The 26136-nt window shown below is 68.4% G+C and carries 20 protein-coding genes; 1 reads left to right on the top strand and 19 read right to left on the bottom strand.

The window, feature by feature from the left end; translation table 11 throughout:
* Positions 1–43: 43 nt before the first annotated feature.
* Genes MRBLMI12_RS21160 through MRBLMI12_RS21170 form a run of 3 tightly spaced genes read right to left on the bottom strand, consistent with a single transcriptional unit; the run spans position 44 to position 3925 of the window.
* Positions 44–1576 (bottom strand): gamma-glutamyltransferase, encoded by a 1533-nt coding sequence (locus MRBLMI12_RS21160; protein ID WP_363358140.1) that lies wholly within the window; start codon positions 1574–1576, stop codon positions 44–46.
* A gap of 1 nt (position 1577) precedes the next feature.
* Complete coding sequence (solA, locus tag MRBLMI12_RS21165) at positions 1578–2672, bottom strand: N-methyl-L-tryptophan oxidase (RefSeq protein WP_363358141.1); 1095 nt, start codon at positions 2670–2672, stop codon at positions 1578–1580.
* Entirely contained in the window at positions 2669–3925 is a 1257-nt protein-coding gene (locus MRBLMI12_RS21170; protein ID WP_363358142.1) for an aminotransferase class V-fold PLP-dependent enzyme, read from the bottom strand. Before MRBLMI12_RS21170 ends, solA begins: the two co-directional genes overlap by 4 nt.
* 82 nt (positions 3926–4007) lie before the next feature.
* Here MRBLMI12_RS21170 and MRBLMI12_RS21175 point away from each other — a divergent pair, with 82 nt between their 5' ends.
* The gene (locus MRBLMI12_RS21175) at positions 4008–4817 is read left to right on the top strand and encodes a class II glutamine amidotransferase (RefSeq protein WP_363358143.1); all 810 of its coding nucleotides are present in this window, start codon (positions 4008–4010) and stop codon (positions 4815–4817) included.
* 85 nt (positions 4818–4902) lie between these two features.
* On the opposite strand, the gene MRBLMI12_RS21180 is transcribed toward MRBLMI12_RS21175, so the two are convergent.
* The 16 genes from MRBLMI12_RS21180 to MRBLMI12_RS21255 form a co-directional block, all read right to left on the bottom strand.
* A complete protein-coding gene (locus MRBLMI12_RS21180) occupies positions 4903–5916 on the bottom strand; it encodes a LacI family DNA-binding transcriptional regulator (RefSeq protein ID WP_363358144.1) in 1014 nt (337 codons plus the stop codon).
* Positions 5917–5918: 2 nt separating this feature from the next.
* Positions 5919–6839: a carbohydrate ABC transporter permease gene (locus MRBLMI12_RS21185; RefSeq protein ID WP_363358145.1), complete on the bottom strand. Its 921-nt coding sequence runs from the start codon at positions 6837–6839 to the stop codon at positions 5919–5921.
* Positions 6836–7717 carry a carbohydrate ABC transporter permease gene (locus MRBLMI12_RS21190; protein WP_363358248.1) on the bottom strand — a complete coding sequence of 294 codons (882 nt, stop codon included), beginning with the start codon at positions 7715–7717 and terminating at the stop codon, positions 6836–6838. The genes MRBLMI12_RS21185 and MRBLMI12_RS21190 overlap by 4 nt, the downstream gene beginning before the upstream one ends.
* 70 nt (positions 7718–7787) lie before the next feature.
* The gene (locus MRBLMI12_RS21195) at positions 7788–9122 is read right to left on the bottom strand and encodes an ABC transporter substrate-binding protein (protein ID WP_363358146.1); all 1335 of its coding nucleotides are present in this window, start codon (positions 9120–9122) and stop codon (positions 7788–7790) included.
* Between the two features lie 49 nt (positions 9123–9171).
* Positions 9172–10647, bottom strand: a complete 1476-nt coding sequence (locus MRBLMI12_RS21200; protein ID WP_363358249.1) for a GH32 C-terminal domain-containing protein — start codon at positions 10645–10647, stop codon at positions 9172–9174.
* A 114-nt stretch (positions 10648–10761) separates the two neighbouring features.
* Positions 10762–12336 carry a glycoside hydrolase family 32 protein gene (locus MRBLMI12_RS21205; protein WP_363358147.1) on the bottom strand — a complete coding sequence of 525 codons (1575 nt, stop codon included), beginning with the start codon at positions 12334–12336 and terminating at the stop codon, positions 10762–10764.
* Between the two features lie 70 nt (positions 12337–12406).
* The gene (locus tag MRBLMI12_RS21210; RefSeq protein ID WP_363358148.1) at positions 12407–13876 is read right to left on the bottom strand and encodes a glycoside hydrolase family 32 protein; all 1470 of its coding nucleotides are present in this window, start codon (positions 13874–13876) and stop codon (positions 12407–12409) included.
* On the bottom strand, positions 13873–14907 hold the full coding sequence (locus tag MRBLMI12_RS21215; protein WP_363358149.1) for an ABC transporter ATP-binding protein: 1035 nt from the start codon (positions 14905–14907) through the stop codon (positions 13873–13875). Before MRBLMI12_RS21215 ends, MRBLMI12_RS21210 begins: the two co-directional genes overlap by 4 nt.
* Positions 14904–15821 carry an ABC transporter ATP-binding protein gene (locus MRBLMI12_RS21220; RefSeq protein WP_363358150.1) on the bottom strand — a complete coding sequence of 306 codons (918 nt, stop codon included), beginning with the start codon at positions 15819–15821 and terminating at the stop codon, positions 14904–14906. The genes MRBLMI12_RS21215 and MRBLMI12_RS21220 overlap by 4 nt, the downstream gene beginning before the upstream one ends.
* Positions 15818–16750, bottom strand: coding sequence for an ABC transporter permease (locus MRBLMI12_RS21225; protein WP_363358250.1), 933 nt, complete (start codon positions 16748–16750; stop codon positions 15818–15820). The genes MRBLMI12_RS21220 and MRBLMI12_RS21225 overlap by 4 nt, the downstream gene beginning before the upstream one ends.
* A gap of 93 nt (positions 16751–16843) precedes the next feature.
* Complete coding sequence (locus MRBLMI12_RS21230; RefSeq protein WP_363358151.1) at positions 16844–17821, bottom strand: ABC transporter permease; 978 nt, start codon at positions 17819–17821, stop codon at positions 16844–16846.
* 62 nt (positions 17822–17883) lie between these two features.
* A complete protein-coding gene (locus tag MRBLMI12_RS21235; RefSeq protein ID WP_363358152.1) occupies positions 17884–19551 on the bottom strand; it encodes an ABC transporter substrate-binding protein in 1668 nt (555 codons plus the stop codon).
* 64 nt (positions 19552–19615) lie between these two features.
* A complete protein-coding gene (locus MRBLMI12_RS21240) occupies positions 19616–20632 on the bottom strand; it encodes a LacI family DNA-binding transcriptional regulator (protein ID WP_363358153.1) in 1017 nt (338 codons plus the stop codon).
* A gap of 319 nt (positions 20633–20951) precedes the next feature.
* Positions 20952–22781: a glycosyl hydrolase family 28-related protein gene (locus MRBLMI12_RS21245; protein ID WP_363358154.1), complete on the bottom strand. Its 1830-nt coding sequence runs from the start codon at positions 22779–22781 to the stop codon at positions 20952–20954.
* Positions 22782–22805: 24 nt separating this feature from the next.
* Positions 22806–24188, bottom strand: coding sequence for a sulfatase family protein (locus tag MRBLMI12_RS21250; protein WP_363358156.1), 1383 nt, complete (start codon positions 24186–24188; stop codon positions 22806–22808).
* On the bottom strand, positions 24185–25999 hold the full coding sequence (locus tag MRBLMI12_RS21255) for a fumarylacetoacetate hydrolase family protein (protein ID WP_363358158.1): 1815 nt from the start codon (positions 25997–25999) through the stop codon (positions 24185–24187). The genes MRBLMI12_RS21250 and MRBLMI12_RS21255 overlap by 4 nt, the downstream gene beginning before the upstream one ends.
* Positions 26000–26136: the final 137 nt, after the last annotated feature.

Below are 26136 nucleotides of genomic sequence, written 5' to 3' on the forward strand. Positions count from 1 at the left end.
GTGCGGGTCGGTTGGCGTCGTGCCGAATCGGTGGATGTGATCGTCATGCGATGCTCCCTTCGGATGCGGGGTCGGGATCGATCACGGTGCCGACACCGTCGGCGCGGGGATCGCTGGCACTGGTGATCTCTTCACCGGAGCGGCGCACCAGCTGGACATGTCCCGCCTCGTCGGCCGGACCGGCGAACTGCACGACAGGAAGCCCCCGTTCGTCGGCACGGGCGAGCACGTCGACCGCGACACCGGGTTCCGCGACCAGCGAGAGCACCGGTTGATCGAGATCGCGGTCACCGACGACCCATCGCGGGCGGGCCAGGATGATGGGCAGGTCCTGCGCGGGGTCTACGGCGTCGGGGAGGATCTGCGAGAGTATCCACGCCTGCGCGCGCCCGCCCTGGCACCCGGCGACGACGGTGGTCTGAGGTGCGTCGACGATCGCCGGGCACAGCGTGTGCGGTGGCCGTGCGCCAGGACGTACGGCGGCCGGAGAAGCGGGGTCGACGCTGAAGGCGCTGCCGCGATTGTGGAGCACGACGCCAGTGCCCGGATCGAGCAGGCCGGCGCCGAACGTCTGATAAACGCTCTGGACGATCGTGACCCCCCAGCCCTCATCGTCGAGCGCGGTGACCGCGGCGGTGTCGCCGAGGGGGCGTGGCTCGGCGAATGCGGGTGCGGGCACGTCGACGCCGAGATCGAGCAGGACATCGAGGTCGATCTCGCTGGTGAGAGGGTCGCCGAGCGCCGCCGCGCGCGCATGCACGCCGTGGATCGCGGCATCCACCAGGCGCGGACCGGACGGCGCCTCGGGTCCGCCGTCGGAAGCCGCAGCGACGACGCCGATCAGCACGGCCCCGACCGAGGGCGGCGGTGCGACGTGCCACGTCTGCCCTCCGATGTCGCGGGTGAGCGACGGTCCGACCTCGGGGGCGTAGTGCTCGAAGTCCTCGACGGTGTGAGTGCCGCCGCCCGCGCGCAGGGTGTCCACAAGAGAGCGTGCGATGCCACCGCGATAGAAGTCATCGGGATCGTCGGCTAGCGTCCGCAGTGTGGCGGCCAGCGCCGGCTGCACCAGCGGATCGCCCTCCGCGAGCACGGCCCCGCGGGGTGCGAACACTCCACGCATCCCGGGGTCGGACATCACTGCGTCCGCGCGTGATCGGAGCGCGCGGGACAGACCCGCGCTGACCCGGATCCCGGCATCGGCGATGGTCGCAGCATCCGTGAACGCCGCCGACAGATCGCTCCGGCCACCGAGTGAGGCGATCGCACGCCAACCGGCGACCATTCCCGGCACAGTGACGGCATGTGCGCCCTGACGGGGAACTTCGGTCCACGACGACGCCGCGTCGGCGATCGCGGCCGGCGCGGTCCCGGCGGCGATCACCGAGGTGGTCCGGCCATCCGGCGTGCGTACGAGGGCGATGAGATCGCCGCCGAGTGCGCACTGGTGCGGGTAGACGACGGTGAGCATCACAGCGGCGGCGAGCGCAGCGTCCAGGGCGTTCCCTCCCGCTGCAGCGGCGCGTTCGCCGGCGGCGATCGCCTCGGGGTGAGGGGCGGCGAGCGCGATGGTCATGTCAGAGCTCCCGTCTGGACGTCGAGATGAAGTCGAGGTCTTCGCGATCGACGCCGGTCGCGAGGTCGGCCAGCGCCTCACCCACCGCAGGTCCGAACTTGAAACCATGCCCCGAGCACGCTGATGCGACGACGACCTCGGGTGCGCGGCGCAGGGGACCGATCACGAATCGCTTGTCCGCCGTCATCGTATACAGGCAGGCCGCGAGCTCGACGGGAGTGCTGTCGAGCCCCGGCACGTAGGTGTCGAGCAGCGACCGCAGAACACCCGCCTCCGCGGCGGTGGGGGGCGCGACCTGTGTCTCGGGATCCCAGATCTCTCCGGCATCCACGCCCAGCTTCACGCCGTTGGCGGCGGCGTCCGGGATCCCGAACACCAGCCCCTCGGCGCGATCGACCGAGAAGGCGCCCAGCGACGGCGGCATCCCGATCGCCTGACCGGGAGCGACAGTCACGGTGAGGATGCGCCAGACCTCGAGCAGCGGAGCGAGTTCCGGAACCAGCGCGCCCATCCAGCTGCCCCCGGCGATCACCAGCCGGCGGGCCCTGAGGTCGCCGGCGTCCGTACGCAGCACGATCCCGCTGGGAACACGCTCCCACCCTTCGACGCGCGTTTCCCAGCGCAGTTCCGCCCCATCCGCCTCGGCAGAGCGCTGCAGAGCGGCGACGGCCTGCGACGCTTCGAGCACGCCTGCTTCAGGGTCGTAGACGGCGCGGTAGCCCGCGGGAACGCCGAAGCCCGGCATGAGGTCGGACATGTGCGAGGGGTCGTCGACGACCATGCATCCGGGTCCCTGGAGCTGCGATTCGCCGCGGTGGGCATAGAGACCGCCCGTGCGGTGCAGGAGTGTCAGCCCGCTCTCGCGCTCCAGCTCGCTCCAGCCGGCGAACGCACGCGAGACGAAGTCGTTCCACACCGGATTCGGGTACGCCCGGCGGATCATGCGCGTCCGGCCGTGGGAGGAGCCCCGCGTGTGAGCCGGCGCGAAACGATCCACAGCGATGACGGCGACACCGCGACGAGCGAGCGCGGCGGCGGTGGCGCTTCCGTGCACGCCGAGACCGACGACGATCACATCGGCGTCGAGTGCGGTCACGGGCGCCCTCCCTGTCGCGCGATATGCGCGACACCGCCGAGAAGCTCGGAGATGTCGTCTTCGTCGTTGTAGACATGCGGGGAGGCGCGCACGACGGACGTGATCGCACGGTCGCCCAGGTCCCATTGCCCGTGCGTAGCAGGAACGGACACCACGCGCACCTGCCTGTCGGCCAGCGCCGCCGAGACCTGCGCAGACTCCACGCCGTCGACGAGGAATGTCACGATGGCCGACGCCGCCCCCGCAGGATCGGCGATGGTGACCCCCGGAATGGCACGCAGCGACTCACGCACCACGTCACCCGCCGACGTCAGCCATTCGGCGGTCTCCGGGATCCCGCGCCGGCTGGCCTCGTCCAGCGCGACTCCCAGCCCGAGTCGACCGGCGATACCGGCCTCCCACGTCTCGAATCGACGAGCGGTGCCGGTGACATCCCAGGAGAAGGCGCGGATCCACTGCGAACCCCGGACGTCAGGAGCGGTGGGCGGCAGCATCGCGGCGCAGTCGCGTTCGATGAAGGCGAAGGCGGTCCCCCGAGGAGCGCGCAGGAATTTCCGCCCGGTGGTCACGAGCACGTGACACCCGATCCGGGACACGTCGATCTCGAGGTGACCGACCGACTGCGTTGCGTCCAGGAGGTAGCCCGCGTCATAGCGCCGCGCGAGGAGACCGATCTCCTGCACGGGCTCGACCAGTCCGGAGGAGGTGGGCACGTGGGCGATCGTGAGGATCGTCGGCCGCCCATCCGCGAGAAGGGCTTCCAGCGCGGCGAGGTCGACACGCCGCTGGGCGTCGGTCGGCGCCAGCACCAGGTCGATCCCATGCTCCTTCTGGATGGTCATGAGGTGCAGAGCGTGGCTGACGTACGTGCTGCGCGATGCGATGATGCGCGACCCCGGGGCCGGTCGGAATGCGTCCAGCAGCACGCGCAGCCCGGTCGACGCGCTGTCGAACAGGGCGATCTCATCGGCATCGCATCCCAGGAGCGCAGCAGCCGAGCCGTAGACGGCCTCGACGCGATCCTTGACCTGAGCGGCGGCCTCGTACCCGCCGACCCGCTCCTCCAGACGCAGATGAGATACGACCGCCGACACGACCGCGGCGGTCGGGAGAGCGGACCCCGCCGCGTTGAAGTGATGGGACACCTTCGCGCCGAGGGTGAGCTCGCGCTCGCGCGCGACATCGATCGTGGAGCCGACCAGCGGCAGGGCCGCGTCTTTTCGTGCGGCCTTCGCCGCGGGCGCCGATGTCATGAAACTCCAGGTCTCTCAGTCAGGATCCAAAAGTATCATAAGTGGATCCACGTTGTCGAAGGACCAGCGCTAGGAGGAACGCATGTCCCGCATGCTCAGCTACGTCGCGGCCGAGCCGCTCCCGCTTGCACGCGCTGTGGGTGAATCAGTACTGGCCGAGTTCACCGATCTCGCACGGCTGCACGCCGATGGCTGGGGCACCGCATGGCGCGACGTCGCGACCGGGGAGGTCCGCACCGCCGGCTCAGCGACCGCTGCGGTCGGCGGGGAGGAGTGGGCTCACGCGCTGGCACCGGCGTCGACGTCGCGCATGCTGTATCTCCGATTCGCCAGTCGTGGCGCTCCGCCCGCTCCCGAGAATGTCCAGCCATTCCTCCGTGACGGGACAGCGTTTCAGCACAATGGGCTGATCGCCCCGCGCGAGGACCTCGTCGGACTCCTCACCGCCGACGGCAGGGGCGAGCTGCACGGGACGACCGACAGTGAGGCCTACTTCACCGCCATCCGCCATGCGGTGGGCCGGGCACCGGGCCTCGACGATGCCACGGCACTCGCACACGCGGTCGCGCGAGTGCGCACCAGGTTCGCAGGCGCATGCCTCAATGCCATGATCCTCACCGACGCGACCCTGATGATCATTCACGCGGCCGGCGGGACAGGTGCGCCGTTGGCCGCCTTCGCCCGCCGCGGCTTCGAAGCTGATGCACTCCCGCCCGGGCACGACGACAGCTACAACGCGCTCAGCACCACGGTCAGCGGCACCGGCGCTCGGATCATCGCTACCACCGGGATCGACCAAGCAACGTGGACGAAGCTCCACGATGAATTCGTCTTCACCGTCTCGCCCGGCGGCTTCGCGCGCACGCAGATAGGTGCGCAAGCCGACCGGTAGCTGACATCAGATGCCGCCCCATGAAGCACGAACGTCAAAGCCGAGGGCGGCGCTCGCCAAGCCCCGCCGGCTGCGAGCAACAATCTCAGGTGGATTGCCGGACGACCGGCGGACACCTGACCAGATACTGATGGGTGTCCTTCGCCGGCTCGAGGCCGAGCAGGACTCTCACCGCGACAGCGCCGAGGTCGTAGTGAGGCAACGCGACCGTTGAAAGCGGCGGCCGAAGGTGGGCGGAGATCACGTCTTGATTGTCGAACCCCATGACGGCGATGTCGTCGGGAATACGGATGCCGTGCTCGCGGAGCCCGTCGTAGAGGCCCATGGCCACCCGGTCGTTGTGGCAGAAGACCGCCGTCGCGTCAGCCGCGAGGAGCAGCGGCGCCGCGGCGTATCCGCCTTGCTGATCGGGAGCGGTGGGAAAGACCAGCTCGGGGTCGAAGTCGACGCCCGCCGCTTCGAGCGCCGCGCGGTATCCGGCGAGGCGTCCGGTCTGCGCGGGCGAGGGCGTCGTCGTGTTGAGGAACGCGATGCGGCGGTGGCCGGCGGAGAGGAGCTCCTCGGTGGCTACGCGTCCCCCTTGTTCCTCGTCGGGCACCACCGTGGGCAGCTCGCTTCTGGACGCGTAACAGTCGACGAGCACCGTGTCGGTGTTCTCCAAGGCCGGGGGAACTGTCACCTCATGGTGATACCAGCTCGAGTACAGCACGCCCTGCACCTGATGCTCGAGCATCATCGCGATGGCCTCGTCTTCGGCGGCACGGTTGCCGTCGGTGTCGGCGACGAGAAGCACGTATCCGTGCTTCCACGCCTCGTCCTGAGCGCCGTGGATGATCTGGCCTGCGAACGGGGTGGTCGCGATGGCGTCGGACACGAGGCCGATGAATCGGGACGTTCCCCGCGACAGCGTCTTCGCAAGGGCGTTCGGCCGGTACCCGAGCTCGGCGACCGCTTCGTGGACACGCCGCCGGGCGTCCTCCCCGATGCGCACGCCCTGCTTGTCGTTGACCACATGCGACACGGTCGCCACCGATACGCCGGCGGCCTTGGCGACGTCGCGCATCGTGACCGCGGAACCGCTTCTGCCGTGCTCGGGCATCCTCACCCCTTCGTCGCTCCGCTCTCGAGTCCGTAGATCATCGCCTTGTTGAGGATGAGGAACACGAGCAGCAACGGCGTCACGGTGACGCAGACGGCAGCGAACGTCGCGGTCCAGTCGGTGTTGCCCATCGCTCCGATGTAGTTTTGCAGACCCAGCGGGATCGTCTTCAATCCGTCCGAGAGCACGAAGGTGTTCGCGAAGATGAAGTCGTTCCAGATGAAGATGCTGTTGACCAGCACCACGGTGACGATGGTGTTGACCGACAGCGGCAGCGTGATGCGAACGAAGATGCGGTACGGCCCGGCACCGTCCAGGGACGCCGCCTCGTACGTCTCCCGCGGAATGTACTTGTAGAACGACGAGAACAGGTAGACCGCCATCGGCAGTGAGAACGCCGCGAGCGGGATGATCATCGACAGGTGGGTGTCGAGCAGCCCTACCTGCGAGTAGTCGATGAACAACGGCACCAGGGCGATCTGCACGGGCACGATGATGCCGAGCAGCAGCAGGGCCCTCACCCCGTTGCTGAACCGGAAGCCGAGCACCTCCAGCGCGAAGGCCGCCATCATGCCGGCGATGACGATGAGCGCGCTGGCGCCGAGCGTGACGATCAGACTGTTGAGGATGTTGAGCCAGAGATTGCCGGTGCCGAACGCGCGCGCGTAGTTGTCGAGCGTGAACGACCCCGGCAGCGCGAAGGGGTTCCCGGCGGCGAAGTCGGCGGCGGTGCGGAAGCTGGTTACAAGCAGCCAGAGCAGCGGATACACCTGCACGATCACGATGAGCACGATGGTCGCACTCAGCAGCGTCCGCTGGACGCGCAGCCGTGGTGATCGCGACGGCACTCGCCGCTGCGCCGGTGGCGCGGCCGGCGCGCGCCTGTCGAGCGGCGCTGGGGCGGTGAGGGTGGGAGCGGTCATGAGTCGTCCCTTCGACGAAGCACGAGCAGGATGATGCCGACGGCGACCAGGCACTCGACGACGATGAACACCGAGATCGCGCTGGCGTACCCGTAGTCGGTGTGCACGAACGCGGTCTTGTACATGTAGGTGGTGAGAAGTTCCGATGCCTGGCCCGGGCCGCCGTTCGTCAGGAGGTAAGGGATGTCGAAACCGCGCAGCGCGAAAGTTGTCGCCATGATCGTGGTGGTGATCCACACCGGGCGGATGTAGGGGAAGCGGATCCGCCAGAACACCTGCCACCACGACGCGCCGTCCAGCCTGGCCGCCTCTTCGAGCTCACGGGGCACGGCGATGAGCGCCGCATAGATGATGAGCATGTACAAACCGGTGAAGCGCCATCCTTCGGGGATGGAGACCGCCGCCAGCACGGTCTGCACGTTCGACAGCCACGCGGTCTGCAGGTTCTCGAGGCCCACCCATGCGAGCACCTGGTTGAGCAGGCCGACCGGTTCGAGCGAGTAGATCCGCTGGAACAGGAAGGCGATAGCGACGGTGGAGATGATGGCCGGCAGCAAGTACATCGTCTTCACGACTTCTCGCGCCCTCGGCAGCGCCGTGAGAAGGCTCGCGACGATCAGCGCGCCCCCGAGCTGAAATACCAGACAGATGGCGAGGTAGCCCAGCGCGTTGCCGAACGCCGTCCAGAAGACGTCGTCACGGGTGAACATCTTGACGTAGTTGTCGACGCCGACGAACACCATGTCGGTGATGCCGTCCCAGCGGAAGACGCTCAGGAACAGCGACTGGAGGATCGGCAGCAGCACCGCCACGCCGTACAGCAGCAACGGTGGGACGAGGAAGACGACCACCGACAGCGTGGAGCGCCTCGGCAGCATCGAGCTGAGCGGGGTACGCGCCCGCCGGGGCGGGCGCGACACGGCCGCGCCCGCCCCGACAGTGAGGGACTCAGCCATCGGCGTTCTCCGCGAGAGCGGCGTCCATCGTCGTGATGAACTCGTCGGGAGTGATGTCCCCCTGCACCAGCAGCGTCAGCTCCTGCTGAAGGCGGGTGTTGGTCGCAGGGTCGAGCTGCGTGTCCCACGGCATCGCGATGCGAGGCCCGACGTTGTCGGCCTGCTCGATCGCACGGGCGTACAGCGGAGTGGCGTTGTCAGGGATCGTCGTCGCTGCCGTGCTGGTCGGAGACAGTGCGCCGGTCGCGGCATACACCTCGGGGTAGCGCTCCAGCGCGAATCCGAGGAAGTCCCGCACGAGCGGGTCGTAGGTCTTCGTGTTCACGGCCATGCCGATTCCCGATGGGGTGACGTATTCGGTGTCGTCGGTGACGGCCCCGTCGATCGTCGGGAGGGTGAAATAGTCCACGTCATCGCGGACGGCGGGGTCGAGCGCGTCGGTGGCCAGGTTGCTCAGCTCCCAGGTGCCGATGTTGTAGACCGCGGCCTTCCCCGAGGTGAAGAGCGCCTGGGCGTCGGCGTACCCGGTCGACGAGAACCCCTCCTGGAAGCAGCCGGCCTGGCCGAGCGAGGAGAGCCACTCGGCGGCGGCGCGACCCGCCGGATCGTCGAACGACGCCTCGCCGTTCTTGAGCTGCTGCACGTACTCGGGTCCGGCAAGACGGAACGGGTAGTACGCCATGTATCGCTCCAGAGGCCACTGGTCCTGTCCGTCGAGTGCGATCGGGGTGATGCCCTTCGCGCGGAGCGCTTCGCACATCGCGGGGAAGTCGTCGAGGGTCGCCGGCACGCCGACACCCGCCTCCCGCAGCAGAGCCGAGTTGTACCAGAAGTACTCGAGCTGGAACTCGAACGGCACCATGTACAGCGAGCCGTCGTCGAAGCGCTGGTAGTTCAGTGCGGCTTCGCGGTAGTCGTCCAGTCCGAGGTCGTCGAGGAGGGCTTCGATGTCGATCATCCGCCCCTGTGCAGCGAGCTTCTGCGCGAAGGGCGTCGCATCCGTGTCGAAGAGTTCCGGCAGCTTGTTGGCGGCGGCAAGCGTCTCGTACTTCTGGATGTAGGACGGTCGATCCGGAGTCGTGATGAGGTTCAGCGCGAAGCCGGGATGGTCGGCGGCGTACTCGTCGGCGATCTGCTCCATCGCGGTGATGACGCCGCCGTCTGCGGGACGCGAGAGCAGCCACGAGATCTGGCGGGGGACGACCTCTCCGTCGGGGTCGATGTCGGTCGGGTCGGCTGCGCCTGACGAGCCGGCGCAGCCGGTGAGGACGAGTGCGGTTACGGCGGCGACGGCGACCATCGCCGTCGTGCGGGTGAGAGCTGCCATGTCGGAATCTCCTTTGATCGGGTGTTGCAGGTGGGTGCGGCGTCGGGTGCTACACGTTGCTGGCGAGCAGCGAGTCGGAATGCGGTCGCTGATCGGGGTCGGCAGGGAGTGGCGAGAACACCGAAAACTCGGTGATCGTGACGGCGCCTTCACCGACGAAGGCACCGAGCCGGCCGTTCCGTCGGTCATACAGACGCGTGCTGAGGACGGTGGCGTCATCGAGAGTCGCGACGCAGATGTCGCCGTCGACGATCACATCGAGCACGTGTTCGCCGGCGCCGATGTGGCACGGTCGCTCCAGTTCGATCGCGAACGGCACGTCGCCAGAGATCTGCCATTGCTCCGTGCCGGTCGCCCGTCGCGGCCACCGGTCGAAGACGAGCCGCCCTCGCCCGGGCTCGAGGCGGAGTACGTACCCCTCGTCTTCATCCGCGCCGGCCCGCAGCAGCACACCGCATTCCGTCGTGCCGTCGGCGATCTCGAAGCGCGCGCGCAGACGGAACGCCGTGGGGGCCTCCTCCGTCGTGAGCAGGTCCCGGTACCCGTCGGGTGCCAGCAGGACGCTTCCGGCGGAAATCCCCTCCTCAGGCTGCGAGAACGTGTCGCGCAACTCTGCAGGCGGGTGGAAGGCGAGAGTCCCATCGGCGCGTTGCTCGGCCTCGAGCACTGACATCGTGCCCGCCCACTGCCACGCGCCATCGTCGTTCGCGCCCTCGCGCGACGCGATCCAGCCGAAGAAGAAGCGCCGATCGCCACGGGCAGCGGACTTCGCCGCGTAGTAGGCACGCCCGTCGATCGTGTCGTGCTCGGGGACCTGCCAGGGGCCGTCGAGGCTGCGCGCCATGCGGTAGCGCGTCGTGAAAGCGTCACTGAACTCGGAGAACACGAGGTACCACCAGTCGCCCCACTGGAACACCTCGGGGCACTCATGCGCGAGATACCGCCGCGGATCCCAGAACGGCGCGGCCGGCTCCCATGTCGAGAGGTCCCGCGATGTGCACTGGGCGATCACGCCACGGCGCCGCGACAGCCCGTCGGCGTGGCGCGCCGTGATCAGCATCCGCCATATGCGCGCTGATTCGTCCCAGAACACGAACGGGTCCCGCCAGTCGCCGGTCTCATAGCCGCCCGTCGCCCCGAACGTGTCGTCGGGGTGGCGCTGCCAGGAACGCATTCCGTCCACGCTCGTCGCGTGCTGCACGACCTGCAGCGCCCGTCCGTCGTCGCCCACCACATCGGGGTTCTGCCCGGTGTAGAACACGTGGTGCGTGCCGTCCTCGGCGAGCACGATACTGCCGGTGTACACGTTGAAGTCGGCCGCGGCAGCGCCGCCTGATGCGAGCGCCTCGCCGCGGTCGTCGAAGTCGACGAGGTTGTCCGTCACCACGCGGTGCCACGGCATCCCTTCGCGCGGCACCTGGCGCGATTCGTACAGGTAGAACAGATGGAACTCGCCATCCTCCTGCCAGGGGATGACATCCCCCACCCACGCGCCTTCCGGCTGGTAGAACCCTCGCTGGCCCATCGTCACCCTCTTTGGTTAATCGGTTATTCACACGATAGACCGGATATCAACGAGTGGTCAAGCGGTTAATCAACCAACTATCGGAGAGAGCACGACTCGCGGCGCAGCGCCGGGTCAGACCGCCAGGTCGCGGATGGTGAGACCGCGGAAGATCGCCGAGCCGTCGTTGGCGTAGAGCCGGATGCGGTTGTCGCCTTCGAGCGGGAAGACCCGGTGCGAGTGCACCACGCGGCCGTCGCCTACGAAGAACTCCACGCTCGTGCGGTCGACGAGGATCCGTACGGCCAGGCGCCCCGTCGACGGATCGATCGGCGTCTGCGACTCGCCGCCGGTGGGATTGATCGTCGGACGGCGGTTGACGTAGGTGAACGGCCCGTTCAGGAACGCACCGGCGGCGACGTGACGGCCCCCGCCCGGCGCGCGACAGACCTCGAACCCGATGTTGGAGGGCGCTGCCGCCGGATCCCACACCAGCTCGCACGTGAGGTCGTAGGCGAGCGAGCGCAGCTCCAGGTCGCGTACCCCAGTGACCGCGACGTCGCCGAGACGGTGGGTCTTCTTGGCATACCGTTCGAGCGCCGCCGTCGGTGTGGAGGCGAGGTAGTAGCCTCCGTCTCCTGCGGTGAGCCGCAGGTCGCGCACGATCATGTCGTCGCCGTTGTAGCCGTCGGTCGCAAGCGTGGGCGTGTTGTGGGGGTAGTCCCAGAAGTTCGCCCACCCGATGGCGCGGCGCAGCGTCGGGTCTTCCGCGCCCGATGCCTCGTGATTCGGGTAGGTCACGGCGCCGTAGAAGTCGAACCCGTAGTCGAGCCAGCGCGGATCGCCGTGGTCGGGCACGAACGACGCGCCGTCGAACGCCCCGGTCCAGTACGCGTACGTCGCCGGCAGCCCCCGTCCCTTGCCGTTGGCGCTGATGCCGAGGATCCAGTGCGAGGTGCCGTCGTTCGCGGTCATGCGGAAGATGTCGGGGCACTCGATCAGCCCGAGGTCGGTCCGCACGAACTCGCCGACGCGCCGCCACGAGCGCAGGTCGGCGGAGACGTAGAACCCGACACGCTGTCCTTCCGCGTTCGCCATGAACCAGCGCCCGCGGTCGGCGTCCCAGATGACCTTGGGATCGCGGAAGTCCGGCACGCCGGGGTTCGGCAGCACGGGCGCGTCGCCGCCGGGTCGGAACGTCCGGCCACGATCCGTGGAGTACCAGAGGTACTGCGCCTGCCGGCCCTGGGGCGCTTGCGTCACGAGCGCGATGACGGCGCCTGCCCCGTAGCCCGCGGTGTTGCGCTCGTCGACGACGAGGCATCCCGACCAGCAGTCACCGTTCCCGTTGCTGAACTTCGGGATGGCGATGCCGCGGTCGCGGAACGACACGTGGTCGCACGTCGTGGCCCGCCGCCATGCGGTTCCCGCACCGCCTTCGTTGTAGTCCGCGTTGTAGAGGTAGTAGTAGTGGTACTCGCCGTCGATGTAGACGGGTCGCTGCGGGTCGTTCTTCCAGTTGTCGGGAACACTGAGGTGGTACGCGGGCCGCATGCGAGTGCGTCCTTTCGAGGTCGTGCCGAGGACGGATGCCGCGTCCGCCGCGGCGGCGGGCGCTCCCCCTCCTGCCAGGGCCAGCGTGCCCACGAGAGCGGTGGTGCCGGCGCCGGCGAAGAGCGCGCGGCGTGAGACTGCAGTCGATTGCTCCATGGATGGCCTTTCATCCGCGGCAGCGTCGGTGCTGCCGCTGTGTTGGTGGTGGTGATGGTGGTGCGTGGCGTCAGTTCACGGACGCCATGCGCCACACGCGGAGCGTCGCGGCGGCGCCACCGACGTCGACGCAGACGCGCAGCGCGTCATCCCGCGTCGGGTACGCGCGCGCGGCGAGTGGGATGCCGTTCGCGAACGCCTCCAGGGCGGAGTGGTCCACGACGACGCGCAGACGCACGGTGTCGCCCTCGAGTCCGACGACGCCCGCGAGCGGCTTCGCGTCGACGCTGTCGTCGAGGCTGGACCGGCTCCGGTCGAGGGAGAACTCGACCTCGCCGCCGACACGACGCAGGCGGTACACGGTGCGCTCCGCGCGGTCCGCGGTCGCGCGCACCGCGAGTTCGATCGAGGTGCCCGACGGAAGAGTCGCGTCGAGTTCGAGATCCAACTGGTCGCCGCCGATACCCGCCGCGCCGACCTCGCCTGCGGGGCCTTCGTAAAGGAGCTCGGTCCGCAGCGCATCGACCTCGGGCGCCGGCGCCTGATGCAGAGACCCATCTGGGCGGCCGGTGACGATGCGCGGCAGCGACATCACCCCGGACCAGCCGGCGGCAACGGCCGCGGCATCCGTCCGTCCTTCCTGCATCCACCCGAACATGAGCCGTCTGCCGGTCTCGTCGCGCATGGACTGCGGCGCGTAGAAGAACCGGCCGCCCAGGTCCAGCCTGTGCAGCGCCCGGGGTTCGAAGCGGTCGCCGCGATATCGGCCCGACCAGTAGAGCGGGTGGTGGGTCACCCCGTCGTCCCATGCGGAGAACACCAGCACGTCCGTGCCGTCGACGGCGAACAGGTCGACGCATTCCCACATGGTCCCGGTCCAGTCTGACGCCGTGCGCGGCCGGTCGGCCGCGTCGCCGATGAGGAGCGGGCCGACATACCGCCACGAACGCAGGTCGTCCGATTCGTAGAGCAGTGCGGTGCCGCCGACGCCGCGGATGCCGGAACCGACGATCTGCCGCCATCGGCCGGTTCCATCCGCGGCCTGCTCACGCCACACGCAGTGGTCCCGGAAGGCGACGATATCGAGATCCTCGGGCGGTGCCGCGATGACCGGGTTCCCCGGCTCCTTCGTCCACTCGACGAGGTCGTCGGACCCCGTCGCTACACAGGGCAGCTCGACCTCGCCGTGGCGCCCCGAGTAGACCAGCGTGGGCACTCCCCCGTCGTCGACGAAGACGCCGGACCAGCAGCCGTCGACGTCGGGACCGGCGGTCGGCTCGAGCGCGATCGGCAGATGCTCCCAGTGCACGAGGTCGGTGCTGCGTGCATGGCCCCAGTGGATGCGGTCGTGTACGGGCGCGTAGGGGTTGTACTGGTAGAAGAGGTGGTACCAGCCGTCCTTCTCCGTGAGCCCGTTGGGGTCGTTGAGCCATCCGGCGGGCGAGACGAAGTGGAACGCGGGCCGGTGCGGGTCCGCGGCAGCGAGCTCCACGAGATCGGATGAGGTCCGGTTCGGGCTGGTCATCGGATGCGTGGTCATGCGGCGTCGTTCTCCTGATCGTGTGCGGGCTGTTCCAATGCGGTTCCCGGGGCATCGGACGGCGGTGCGTACCGTCCGCAGCGCACCCAGTGCTCGGGCTCCTCGCTCAGCCGATGGAACACGGCCTTCTCGGCCGAGCAGGGCTCGGTCGTCTTCCCGGTCCATTGACAGCCGGTCGGGTGCAGCACCTCGCGACGAAGTCGCGCACGTTCGACGGGGTCGAACGGTTCGATGCGTTTGGGGTCGGGCACCGCCGAGATGAGCAGGCGGGTGTAGGGGTGCGCCGGGTTGGCCAGCAGCTGCATCGCATCGCCGCCCTCGACGAACTCGCCGGCGAACATCACGACGATGCGGTCGGCGAGGTAGCGCGCGGACGCGAGGTCGTGCGTGATGTAGAGCATCGAGATGCCCTGCTCCTCGCACAGCGTGCGCATCAGGTTGAGCACCCCGATCCGCACCGAGACATCGAGCATCGACGTCGGCTCGTCGGCCAGGATCAGCCGCGGGTTGACCGCGAGCGCACGCGCGATCGCGATGCGCTGCCGCTGGCCGCCGGAGAGTTCGTGGGGGTAGCGGTCCAGCATCTCGTCGGGAAGCCCGACCTTCGCCATCAGCCGCTGCTTCGCGCGCTCCATTTCCGCGCGGCCGGATGCGGCACCGTGGATGCGCAGCGGACGTTCGAGGAAGTGACCGATACGGTGCACGGGATTCAGTGACCCGAACGGGTCCTGGAAGATCATCTGCACGGCCGAGCGGTACTCGCGCGTCGCACGCCGCTTCGATGTGGCGATGATGTCTTCGCCCTCGAAGAGGAACGTGCCGGCCGACGGCTGCTCGAGGCGGGCGATGCAGCGCGCGAGTGTGGACTTTCCGCTGCCGGACTCGCCGACGAGCGCGACGACCTCTCCGTGGGCGATGTCGAGGTCGACGCCGCCGAGCGCGCGGACGCGCTTGCGGGAGAACGCCCCGCCGATGGTGAACGTCTTCTCCAGTCCCCGCGCGGAGAGCACGGGCGTCTGTTGTGCGGTCATGAGATGGTCTCCGTGATCAGGGAGTCGTCGTCGCTGGGTGCAACCCAGTGGGTAGGCGTGAGCGGTTCGAGATCCGGGATGTCACGGAACCTCACTCCTTCGCCGAGACCCTGCAGACGCGTGCGTGGACCCGACATGGGCGGGAAGGCGTTCATCAGGGCACGGGTGTACGGGTGCTCGGGCGTGTCGAAGATCTCGTCGGATCGAGCCGTCTCGACGAAGCGCCCCGCGTACATCACCGCCATCCGGTCGGAGAGTTCGACCATGAGCGACATGTCGTGGGTGATGAAGAGGATCGCGAACCCGAGCTCACGCTGCAGGTCCTTTATCTGCGCCATGATCTCCTGCTGCACGACGACGTCGAGCGCCGTGGTGGGCTCATCCATGATGAGCAGTGGTGGTCGCAGCGCCGTCGCCATCGCGATGACGACCCGCTGCCGCATCCCGCCCGACAGCTGGTGCGGGTACGAGCGCAGTCGATCCCGCGGGATGCCCACGAGATCGAGCAGGTCGCCGGCGCGCGCGAGCGCGGTCTTCTTCGATACGCCGTCGTGGGTGGTGAAGATGTCGACGATCTGATCGCCGACCGTCATCACGGGGTTCAGCGCGTTCATGGCGCTCTGGAAGACCATGGCCACCTTGCGCCAGCGGAACTGGCGGAGCTCCTCGGCATCCAGTGCGAGTACATCTGTGCCGGCGAAGCGGACCGACCCACCAGAGATCACGGCGGGGTCTCGCAGCAGCCGCAGGATCGCGTTGGCGATCGTCGACTTGCCGCAGCCCGACTCCCCGGCGAGGCCGAAAACCTCGCGCTCGGCGATCGAGAAGGACACCCGATCGACGGCGCGCACGGTGCGGGCCTCGGTGACGTACTCGACGGAAAGGTCCTGGATCTCGAGCAGCGGGGCGGTCATCGCACCGTCTCCTTCCGCGTGCGGGGGGCGACACGAGTGGGCGCGTCAGGGGTGGTGCGGCGGCGAGGCCGCCGCAGGCGGGGGTTGGTCGTCTCGTCGACGCCGTAGTTGACGAGCGCGAGCGCGAACGCGACGAGCGCGATGCACACCCCCGGAGGAACGAACACCCACCAGGCTCCCGTCAGCAGGGCGCCGTCGTTGCTCGCCCAGTACAGGTTCGTACCCCAGCTGATGGTGCTGATGTCGCCCAGCCCCAGGAACTCGAGACCCGCCTGCGCGCCGATGCCGAAGATCACGCAGGCGAGGAACGTGCTCATGACGATCGACGCCATGTTCGGCAGCATCTCGCGGAACATGATGCGCAAGCCGCCCTCGCCGGTGACCTGCGAGGCGGCGACGAAGTCCTTGCCGCGGATCGACATTGCCTGCGAGCGGAGCACGCGGGCGGACCCCGCCCAGCCGGTGATGACGAGGACCAGGATGACGGTGCCGAGACCCTGCGGCAGGAACGCCGCGAGGATCACCAGCAGCGGCAGTCCGGGAAGGAGCAGGAACACGTTCGTGACGAGCGACAGGACGTTGTCGATCGTGCGTCCGAGGTAGGCGGATGCGAGGCCGACGAGGAGCCCGACGAACGTGGCGAGGATCCCGACGGTGAAGCCGACGAACAGCGACGAACGCGAACCCCAGATGTTCAGCGCCAGCACGTCCTGCCCCTTGGCTGTGGTTCCCAGCCAGTGTTCGGCTGACGGCGGCTGCGAGCCGATGCCCTGGATGAGCGTGGGGTCTCCGGGAGCGAGGACCGGAGCGAAGACCGCCATCAGCACGAAGAGGACGAGGATCACCAGGCCCCACGTTGCCTTCGCATTGCCGAGCAGGCCTCCCAGGAGTCCGCCTCCGCCACGGCGGCGACGCGGAGGCGTCGGCATGGCGGTGACCTGCCCATCGGGACCGGGCGGGCTGCCGAGCTCCAGCTCGGCCATGGCGCGGGGATCTTGCGCGAGTGACATCACACCCTCCGTTCAGCTCACGCGCACGCGCGGATCGAGGCGCACGTACACGATGTCGACGAGGAAGTTGGCGATCAGCACGGCCGTGGTGATCGTGAGGAAGAGTCCCTGCATGAGCGGGTAGTCGAGGTTCTGCACCGCGGCGAGCAGGGTGTAGCCGATGCCCGGGTAGGCGAAGACGACCTCGGTGAGCAGCGCGCCGCCGACGACGAAGCCCAGCGACATGCCGAATGCGGTGACGGACGGGAGCAATGCGTTGCGGGCCGCGTACTGCATCATCACGCGGTTCGCGGGCAGCCCCTTGGCTTCGGCCATCACGATGTAGTCCTCGGCGTTGGTGGCGATCATCGTGTTGCGCATCCCCAGCATCCAGCCGCCGACCGAGACGAGCACGATCGACGTGGCGGGAAGGATCAGGTGGTACGCGACGTCGCCGAGGAACGCGAGGGAGAACTCCGGGGTGGTGCCCACCTCGTACGCGTGGCGCAAGGGGAACCATCCGAGCGTGACGCCGAACAGGTAGAGCAGTCCCATCGCCAGCCAGAAGTACGGGAACGAGCCGATGAAGATGAGCAGGGGCGGCACGAAGGAGTCGAGGACGCCTCCGCGGCGCCACGCGGCGAGGATGCCGAGCACGTTGCCGATGACGACGGCGATGATCAGCGACACGAAGCCGAGCAGGAAGGTCCAGCCGATGACGCTGGAGATGACGTCGATGACGGGGGTCGGGAACCGCGAGATCGAGAAGCCCAGGTTGCCCGTGAAGATCTGGCCGAGGTAGCGCAGATACTGCTCCCACAGCGGAGCGTCGCTGAGTCCGAAGGACTCTCTCAACGCCTCGATCTGGTCGGGACGGATCTGTCCCTGCAGCCGTGCCACCATGCGTGACACCGGGTCGCCCGGCATGAAACGGGGAAGGAAGAAATTGAGGGTGATCGACACCCAGAACGCCACGAGATAGAACCCGAAGCGCCGCAGCATGTAGCCCATGATGTGTCTCCTCGGCCGTCCTGCTGCGCCGCGCGGGCGACGCAGCAGGACGGCACGATGGGTCAGTCGGTGACGACGGGTTCCAGGCTGGTGAGCACCAGCAACGTCGTCCGCGAGCGCGTCGAGAGCGTCGCGTACGGGTCGTCCTCGGTCGGCCATCCGGTGAACCGTGCCGTGCTCGCCGCACCCCACTCCGGGCCGGGGAAGAGCGGCGCAACCGGTGCGACGTCGGCGAAGAGAGCCTGCAGCTGGTTCATGATCTCGTGCTGCGTGGCTTCGTCGGATGCCGCGGCGAACTGCGCGAGGAGAGCATCGGCCTCCGCGCTGCCGAAGCGGTGGTAGTTGTCGAACGTCTGCTCGCCGACGGGCTTCACCGTCTCGGTCGACATCACGCCGCGGTAGAACTGGTATGGCGTCGGAGCGTTCGCGCTCCAGACGATGCCCGAGTCGAAGGTGCCGTTCTCATACCCCGCGACGACGTCGCCCCAGTCCTTCGCGGCGACGGTGACGGTCACCCCGAGCTCGGCGAGGTTCTGTGCGATGACATTGCCCACCGATACCCAGTCGCTCGAGGTGGAGCCGACCGAGAAGTCGAATGCGAACGGCGATCCGTCGGGAAGGACGCGCTTGCCGTCTGCGCCGAGGGTGATGCCCGCGGCATCCAGGAGCTCTCCCGCGCCTTCGAGGTCGCGTTCCGTCCACGTGCACGAGTCCACGACCGCCTCGTCGCGCCACGTGTCGTACGAACCCGTCAGACCCGTGCAGTCGGCGGGGAACGTGTAGCCCTGCATGCCGATCTCGGTGACCTGCTCGCGGTCGACCGCCATCGAGAGCGCCTTGCGCACGTCCGCGTCGTCGAACGGCGCCTTCGCGCTGTTGAACTGCCAGTTGATCATCGATCCGGTCGGCGGGAACCAGAAGAACCGGTTGTCGGGGTCCTTCGCGACGTAGGCCTCGTCGATGTTCGGGATGAACTGGGGAGCCCAGTCGACGTCGCCGTTCGCGGCGGCGAGGTTCGCGCCGTCGTTGCCGGAGAACGCGAGCATGCGGATGCCCTCGATCTGCTGCTTCTCGGGCTGCCAGTAGTTCGGGTTCTTGCCGAGGTCGAAGGACTGCGCCTGGAAGTTGGTGACCTCTGTGTAGGGTCCGGTGCCGACGGGCTCTTCGTTGGCGAACTTGGTCGGGTCGTCGACGTCGCTCCAGATGTGGGCGGGAGCGATCACCTGCTGGCCGATGTCGAGCAGCGCAGGCGAGAACGGCTGGTTGAAGTCGAACTGCACCGTGAGCGGGTCGACCGCCGTCACGGACTCGATGTAGTCGAATCCGCCGCGGACCTCTCGCTGCAGGTCGAACGACAACACGACGTCGTCGGCGACGAACGGCTCGCCGTCGGACCATTTCACTCCGTCGCGCAGGTGGTAGGTGATGCCGGTGCTGTCGGGCGCGACCTCCCACTCCGTCGCCAGCCACGGGGTGGTGGACCCGTCGGCGGGGTTGTAGACGACCATCGACTCGTAGATCGCCTGCTGCGTCATCGGGAAGTCGGGGTTGGCGAACGGGTTGAAGTTGCGGTCGAAGGTCCCCATGTCTTCACGGGGGATCGTCAGCAGTTGGGTGCCGTCCAGCGAGTCCGCGGACTCGCCTCCGCCGGCGCTGCAGCCGGACAGCGCGAGCGCGGCGGTCGCCGCCACCGTGGCGGCGATGAGCACCGCTTTGCGGTGAACTGTCATGATGAGTGTGTTCCTTTCTTCTTCGTTGAAGCCGAAGGGGCTGCGCGTCGGACGAGATGTCCAGTCACACCGACGCGCGTTCTAGGAGCGGGCAGTCGACCGTCACGGTTCCCGTGCCGGTCGACTGACCCGCGATGATCGCGGCGAGGAGGTCCACGCCGCGGGCGCCCATCTGTTCGAAGGGCAGTGCCACCGTCGTCAGGCCCGGCCTCAGGTATGCCGCGATGAGCTCCTGATTGTCGAATCCGATGACGGCGATGTCCTGGGGAATGCGCAGGCCGCGTTCCTTGATCGCGTCGTATGCGCCCATCGCCATCCGGTCATTGGCGCAGAAGACGGCGGTCGGCGGGTCGGCGAGATCCAGAAGAGCGGATGCTGCGGTGTACCCGCCGTCGGCCGTCGCATGCCCCGAGATCTCGAGGTTCCCGTCGGGTGCGATACCGGCCTCCCGGAGCACCTCGTGGTAGCCGACGCGTCGGCCGACCGCCGCAGGGATGTCGGGATCGAGGTTGATGAAGCCGATGCGGCGGTGCCCGGCCGCGAGGAGGCGCTCGGTCGCCCGGCGGCCCCCCGTGCGCTCGTCGGGGACGATGGCGGGGTACCGGCCCTCGACGTCGAAGCAGTTGACGAGCACGGTCGGCACTTCCCGTGCGATCGCGGGAAGCTCGACGGCACGATGCCACGTCGCGGCATAGAGGAGCCCCTCGACGCGCTGCTCGAGCAGCCGCTCGATGGCGGCCGTCTCTGCGGCGGGGTCGGACTCGGTGGACGCGATCAGCAGGTACTTCTCATCGACGAGGGCGCGATCCTGCGCTCCCTTGATGATGTCGACAGCGAACGGCGCGGTCACGATCTCCGTGACGAGGCCGTACCAGTCGCTCTGCTTCTTGGCGAGTGCGCGCGCGCCCGCATTGGGCCGATAGCCGAGTTCGGCCGCGGCGGCCAATACGCGATCGCGGGTGTCCTCGGCGATGCTGACAGAGCGTCGGTCGTTGAGCACGAACGAGACGGCCGAGCGGGACACGCCGGCGTGCCGCGCGACATCCGCCATCGTCACCGGGCGCCGGGTCGTCTCTGACATCTGCGGTTCCTTCATTGGATGCGCGGGCTGACTAACGCGCGTGAGTTCGAGGCGATCTGAGACTAACGCGAGTTAGCGGCGCACGCAACTCTCTTTCGAGAACCAGAACGGGGTGGGCGTCGCAGTCCAGGCCAAGACCGACTCTGAACGTCAGTCACGTCGGCAGCACAGCCCCGGGCCGGTGATATGTCTTCCACGTGGACACACGGTGGACACAAGCCGGGTAAGTCGAGGTCAAGATGGTTGGCCGAACGCACCCCGCCCCCGAAGGTGTCTCTTGACCTCCGAGGGCGGGGCGCTTACGTGCCTCCGGCGACGTCTACACGGGGTTTCCGAGCACCACGCGCAGCCATCTGGTTCCGTCCGACACCGCGAGCACGCTCGTGCCGGCGGCATCCGTCACCATCGCCATCGCACCCAGCGCAGGCTGCGGCCTCGGCCCCGCCGCGAGCTGGACGCCGTGGGCGAACACGGTGCGCATCCGGTTCTCGGCCGAGCCGAGATCACGGGCGTTGTCGGCAGTCGGCGTGATGCCCGTGATGTCGACGCGCATCGCGGCGACGCCGTTCTCGTCGTCCGTGGAGCACAGCAGGTCGACGGCGGTCGATCCGACCTCGTTCACGGGAACGACGCGCATGCCGCCCTTCACGCCCGGCCCGGCGCCCGCGCTCTGGTCCGAGGCGGCGACGAATGCTCCGTACGCGTCTGCCCCGACGTCGTGGACACCGGTCGTGGTGGCGCGGACGACGATCGCTGCGTTGGCGGCTGCCGTCACCTCCTGCTCCATCGCACCGGGACGACGCCGCTCGATGACATTGTCGGCCCCGATCACCTGCGCCCACACCACACCCGCCGTGTTGTCGAAGGTGTTGCCCGTGATCGTTGAGCGGGTGAGGGTCCCGGTCACCCGCACCGGCGGCGCTTCGGTCACGGGGTTCGCTCCGAACAGGTTGCCGAGGAGCGACACATCCGTCGCATCGCCGTTGATACGGACGGCGCCCCAGCGCTCATCCTGATCCAGGTTCCAGTTGTCGAAGGAGTTCCCTGAGATCGTGATCTCCGCAGCGGCGGCCGCGAAGTACACCGGAGAGCGGGTGACCCAGTTGAAGGTGTTCCCGGTGATCGCGACGTTGCGTGCCTGCACGGCGGTGTCGAACGCGATCGAGTACGGCGGCCGCCCGCCACCGGTCGGCTCACCGCCGCCGAGCACGTTCCCGGTGAAGGTGAGGTTCGTTCCCCCCGCAGTGATGTTGATCAGCGCACCGCCCGAGCCGTTCTCGACCACGTTGCCCGTGAAGGTCGAGTTGATGATGCCGCCCTCGAACAGCCGGCGCCCGATGTCGAGCACGTTGTTGGCGATGATCGCGCCGCGGAAGCTCCCCGCGTTCTCCCCCGTCGTCCGGATCGCGGTTCCCATGCTGTGGAAGTGGTTGCCCTCGATCAGCCACTTGCGCATGCCGTACGGCAGGAGGTGCACGCCGGTGCCGGAGACGCCGGCCGTGGGCCACGAGATGTCGAGGCCGAAATCGCCGACGGCGACCAGGTTGTTCGTGAACACGAGCCCACGACCCACGTGCCTGAGCGCGAGGTAGAACTCGATGAAGGTGCACTCCGTCACAACGAGATCGACGTCGTCGGTGTTCGCGCCCACCCGGTTGGCATCGCGCGCCGACTGCACCGCGACGGTGTTCTTCAGACTGGCCGGCGCCACGAAGCAGAGCCCCCGCAATGCGGCGAGGGGAGCTCGCATCTCGAGTCCCGTCCCGTCGAAGTCGACATCGATGATCGACACCCGGGAGCTCATGGTGCTCGCACCGGCCAGCACGATGCGGTTGAAGTTGTCGCCCCCGAGTCCTTCGACGTCGGGCACGACCAGCGTGCGCGTGATGCGGTAGGTCCCCGGAGGGAAGAACACGATCTTGTTCGGACGCGTGAGCTGGGCGTCGATGGCCTGCTGGATGGCATCCGTGTCATCAGCGACCCCGTCCCCGACCGCGCCGAACTCCTGCGGGGTCGTTCCCATCAGCGCGTCGGCGGTGGCCCCGGCCGCCGCGGCAGGCTGTGAGGGAGACAGCTGTCCGGCCATGGTGGCACCGAGCGCGGCTATGCCTGCCGCACCCATCACGTGCCGTCTACTGAGCGTTGACATTCCTCGTCCTACTCCTTCGGTCGTTCACGCACCTGCGGTGGTCAGGAACTGCACGGCCGCGGCATGGTGCGGGGATCGCGGCCCCTGGGAAAGCAGTGGGTCGTCAACGTCGCGCATCCACCCGAGCATTGCTGCGGCGAGCTCGTCGCGGATCCTCGCGTTGCGAGGCGACGCGGCGATGTCGAGCTCTTCGCCGGGATCGACCTCGAGGTCGTAGAGCTCGACGAGCGGACTGGTGCGCATGCCGCCCTTCGTCAGGTCACGCACCGAACTGCGCCGCAGCCACGACTGGGTGGCATCCATCGGGTTGGGGGCGTTGTCGAAGTTGACGATGAGCTTGTACTTGTCGGAGCGCACCGAGCGTCGGGGGCTGTAGTAGTCGTGATAGGTCAGCTGCCCGAAGACGTGCGGGTGCGCGGTTGCCGCCGACTCGACCACCGGCACGAGACTCGTGCCGTCGGGGTCGTCGTCGGGTCGGAGGCCGAGCAGCCCGAGCACGGTGGGCCGCACGTCGAGGTGGCTCACGAGTCCACCGACGCGAACTCCGCTCCATGCGTGTCTGCCGGGCGCGTGCACGATGAGAGCGACCTCCAGTCCCGGGTCGTAGAGGGTGCACTTCGCACGTGGCAGCGCGAGCCCGTGATCCGTGGTGAAGACGACGATCGTCTCGTCGGCGAGTCCGAGCCTCTCGACAGCGTCCAGCACCCGGCCGACGTGCTCATCCAGGTACCGCACCGCCCCTTGCAGCTCGGCGATCTCGGCGCGGGCGCCGTCGTCGTCGCGAAGGTAGCCCGGCACCCCGTGGCCACGCGAGGAGTCGGGCTCGATGTAGCCGCCGAGGAATCCCATGACGCCGGGCTCGTCCCGCGGGTCCGGCGCGCGATGGGGCTCGAAGAATCCGACCTGCAGATAGAAGGGACGGGAATCACCGGCGTACCGGGACAGAGCGTCGATCGCACGGTCGCCCACGACGATTCCTGACCGCTCCGAGCGCGAACCTCCCGCGCCGGTCGACTCCACATGGTCGAATCCCAGGCGTTGCGCCACGACATCCTCGTCGAGCACCCGTGACTCGTGCTGCACCCCGATCAGGTGGGTGCGGAATCCCTCGCGCTTCAGCCGTGTCGCGAGGTGCGACGACGGATCGGCGAGATCCCAGTCGAACGGCGAGTGAGTGAGGCCGAGCACGCCGTTGCGCTGCGGGTAGGTCCCGGTGAAGAGGGAAGCGCGCGCCGGGCTGCATTGCGGCGAGGTGGCGAACGCGTCGTCGAAGACCGCCGACCGTGCGGCGAGCGCGTCGAGGTTCGGCGTCGACACGGTCTGCACTCCGTACGCGCCGAGGAAGCGTCCCAAGTCATGGCAGTGGAGGATGAGGAGGTTCTGATGGATGCCGCGGCCCGCTGTCATGCGGATGCCTCCCCGTCCGTCGCCCCGCCCGCACCTGCCCGTACGATCTCGGCGCGCACGCGCCCGAGACCCTCGATCTCGCCGGCGACGACGCCTCCGCTCACCGGCAGTCGCAGCGTGGCGGCCGTGCGGCCGAGCAGGATCACGTCGCCGGGAAACAGCGTCGTCACCGCCGAGATCGTGGCGAGCATCTCAGCTGCGCCGTCTAGGTAATCGTCGGTGGAGCCGGAGACGGACTCGTCGCCCGCGTCCAGACGCATGCGACGCCCGCGCCATCTGCCGGATTGCGGCTCGAGCGCACCGATCACGTTGAAGCCGTCGCCCCACCGGCCGTACACGGCGGGGATGTGCCGTTCGCCGAGCCGGGCGGGTTCGGCAACGGCGTCGCCGAACGACTCGTCGCACAGCGACACGACTGGCGAGAGGCCGGCGATGTACGACTCCGCATCGTCCGGGTCGACGTCCGACGCGAGCCGGCCGATGATCGCCGCGAGCTCGATCGTCACCTCGACGACCGTCGCGCGAGCAGGCAGCACCACGCGCGATCCGTCTGCCCCGAGAGAGCTCGCCGGTCCGGTGAAGAAGCGAGGGACCTGCAGTCGCGGCAGACCTTCGCCCGGCGCGCCGATGTGATTGCCGAAGGCCGTGAACACATGCCGGGCATCGTCGGTATGCCAGGTGGCGGCGTCCGTCGGCGGTTCCTGCGCCGCGCGCCTGATCGCGTAGGACGGATGCCGGTCGAACGGCACGCGCTCACCGACCGGCACCACCTGGACGGGGTTGCGCAGGACGCCCAGCTGCTCGATTTCCGATTCGAGCACGACCTCGCGGCGCTCGACGACCTCACGCGGGATCGCCAGCCCGTCGACGCCCATGGTGCCGAGATGGAGGATGTCGCCGGGATGCAGCGTGGCGAACGAGGAGTACCACTGGATGACCCGTTCGACCCCGAGGATCGTCGCCGAGGTGTGCGCACGGTCGCGCTGGCGCCCGTCCTGCCGCGTGTACACGAGCAGGTCGTACGGATCGCCGACCTCGTCCTTCGTGACGAGAAAGGGCCCCACCGGGCACAGCGTGTCGGCGATCTTCCCGCCCCAGGACGCCGTGGCCTGGAAGAACCAATCACCGTACTCGGCGGGCAGGCTGTAGCCTCGCCCCGCGTTCCCCGGCACTCGGCCGTAGTAGTACGTGCCCGCCACGTCGGTCACATTCGTATAGCCGGCGACATGGCGCATCGCCTCGTTCAGCGGGATCTCCCGCCCTCCCCGGCCGATGATCACCCCGAGCTCGACATTGAACGACATGAGCGGATCGTGATGTCCGTTGCGCATGAGCACGGCGGCTCCCGCGCCCACGACACTCCCCTGCGGGCGCTGGTGCGCCACGGGGAACAGGTTCAGATGCTCGATGCGCGGATTGGCGCGGGCGAAGGACGGCGAGTTGGTGACGAGCCCGAGGCACAGCCGCGGGCGCGGGATGGGCGCGAGCAGCTCGACGTCGGCGACCGCGTGCGAGATCGTGTCGAGGATCGTGGCATCGGACTGGGAGGCGAACCGCGCCAGGAAGCGCTCCAGCCGGTCGAGCACGGCCATTCCCTCATCGCCGAGCGCGAGGAAATCCGCGAGCGTGCCGGGCCACGTGCCCAGGAAGCTCGGCCGGCTCGCCGCATAGCCGCTCGTCCCGCCTCCGCTCCCGGCGAGCGCCGCCTCGGCAAGGCCGGGTTCGACGACGCGCAGCTCCGCGGTGACGGGGTCCGCCCACACGAATCCCCACTGTTCGGAGTTCTCGTGCAGGAATGTCGCGAGCTTCACTGAGCTCCTTCGCTCGTGGTTGATCACTTCATCGTTTCGTATTAGTGATTGGCAGGGTAACGGCATCCACAACCGCCTTGCAAGGGGAGATCGCGACCGAATTCTGGCCAGGAATCGACGCTTGACGCCTTCGAAGA

The sequence above is a fragment of the Microbacterium sp. LMI12-1-1.1 genome (assembly GCF_040676455.1).
Lineage (GTDB): Bacteria > Actinomycetota > Actinomycetes > Actinomycetales > Microbacteriaceae > Microbacterium.

Excerpts from the sequence above, each read along its gene's own strand:
- MRBLMI12_RS21160 (WP_363358140.1), bottom strand. The coding sequence starts at position 1,576 with ATGACCATCGCGCTCGCCGCCCCTCACCCCGAGGCGATCGCCGCCGGC.
- MRBLMI12_RS21170 (WP_363358142.1), bottom strand. The coding sequence starts at position 3,925 with ATGACATCGGCGCCCGCGGCGAAGGCCGCACGAAAAGACGCGGCCCTG.
- MRBLMI12_RS21175 (WP_363358143.1), top strand. The coding sequence starts at position 4,008 with ATGTCCCGCATGCTCAGCTACGTCGCGGCCGAGCCGCTCCCGCTTGCA.
- MRBLMI12_RS21180 (WP_363358144.1), bottom strand. The coding sequence starts at position 5,916 with ATGCCCGAGCACGGCAGAAGCGGTTCCGCGGTCACGATGCGCGACGTC.
- MRBLMI12_RS21185 (WP_363358145.1), bottom strand. The coding sequence starts at position 6,839 with ATGACCGCTCCCACCCTCACCGCCCCAGCGCCGCTCGACAGGCGCGCG.
- MRBLMI12_RS21190 (WP_363358248.1), bottom strand. The coding sequence starts at position 7,717 with ATGCTGCCGAGGCGCTCCACGCTGTCGGTGGTCGTCTTCCTCGTCCCA.
- MRBLMI12_RS21195 (WP_363358146.1), bottom strand. The coding sequence starts at position 9,122 with ATGGCAGCTCTCACCCGCACGACGGCGATGGTCGCCGTCGCCGCCGTA.
- MRBLMI12_RS21200 (WP_363358249.1), bottom strand. The coding sequence starts at position 10,647 with ATGGGCCAGCGAGGGTTCTACCAGCCGGAAGGCGCGTGGGTGGGGGAT.
- MRBLMI12_RS21205 (WP_363358147.1), bottom strand. The coding sequence starts at position 12,336 with ATGGAGCAATCGACTGCAGTCTCACGCCGCGCGCTCTTCGCCGGCGCC.
- MRBLMI12_RS21210 (WP_363358148.1), bottom strand. The coding sequence starts at position 13,876 with ATGACCACGCATCCGATGACCAGCCCGAACCGGACCTCATCCGATCTC.
- MRBLMI12_RS21215 (WP_363358149.1), bottom strand. The coding sequence starts at position 14,907 with ATGACCGCACAACAGACGCCCGTGCTCTCCGCGCGGGGACTGGAGAAG.
- MRBLMI12_RS21220 (WP_363358150.1), bottom strand. The coding sequence starts at position 15,821 with ATGACCGCCCCGCTGCTCGAGATCCAGGACCTTTCCGTCGAGTACGTC.
- MRBLMI12_RS21225 (WP_363358250.1), bottom strand. The coding sequence starts at position 16,750 with ATGCCGACGCCTCCGCGTCGCCGCCGTGGCGGAGGCGGACTCCTGGGA.
- MRBLMI12_RS21230 (WP_363358151.1), bottom strand. The coding sequence starts at position 17,821 with ATGGGCTACATGCTGCGGCGCTTCGGGTTCTATCTCGTGGCGTTCTGG.
- MRBLMI12_RS21235 (WP_363358152.1), bottom strand. The coding sequence starts at position 19,551 with ATGACAGTTCACCGCAAAGCGGTGCTCATCGCCGCCACGGTGGCGGCG.
- MRBLMI12_RS21240 (WP_363358153.1), bottom strand. The coding sequence starts at position 20,632 with ATGTCAGAGACGACCCGGCGCCCGGTGACGATGGCGGATGTCGCGCGG.
- MRBLMI12_RS21245 (WP_363358154.1), bottom strand. The coding sequence starts at position 22,781 with ATGTCAACGCTCAGTAGACGGCACGTGATGGGTGCGGCAGGCATAGCC.
- MRBLMI12_RS21250 (WP_363358156.1), bottom strand. The coding sequence starts at position 24,188 with ATGACAGCGGGCCGCGGCATCCATCAGAACCTCCTCATCCTCCACTGC.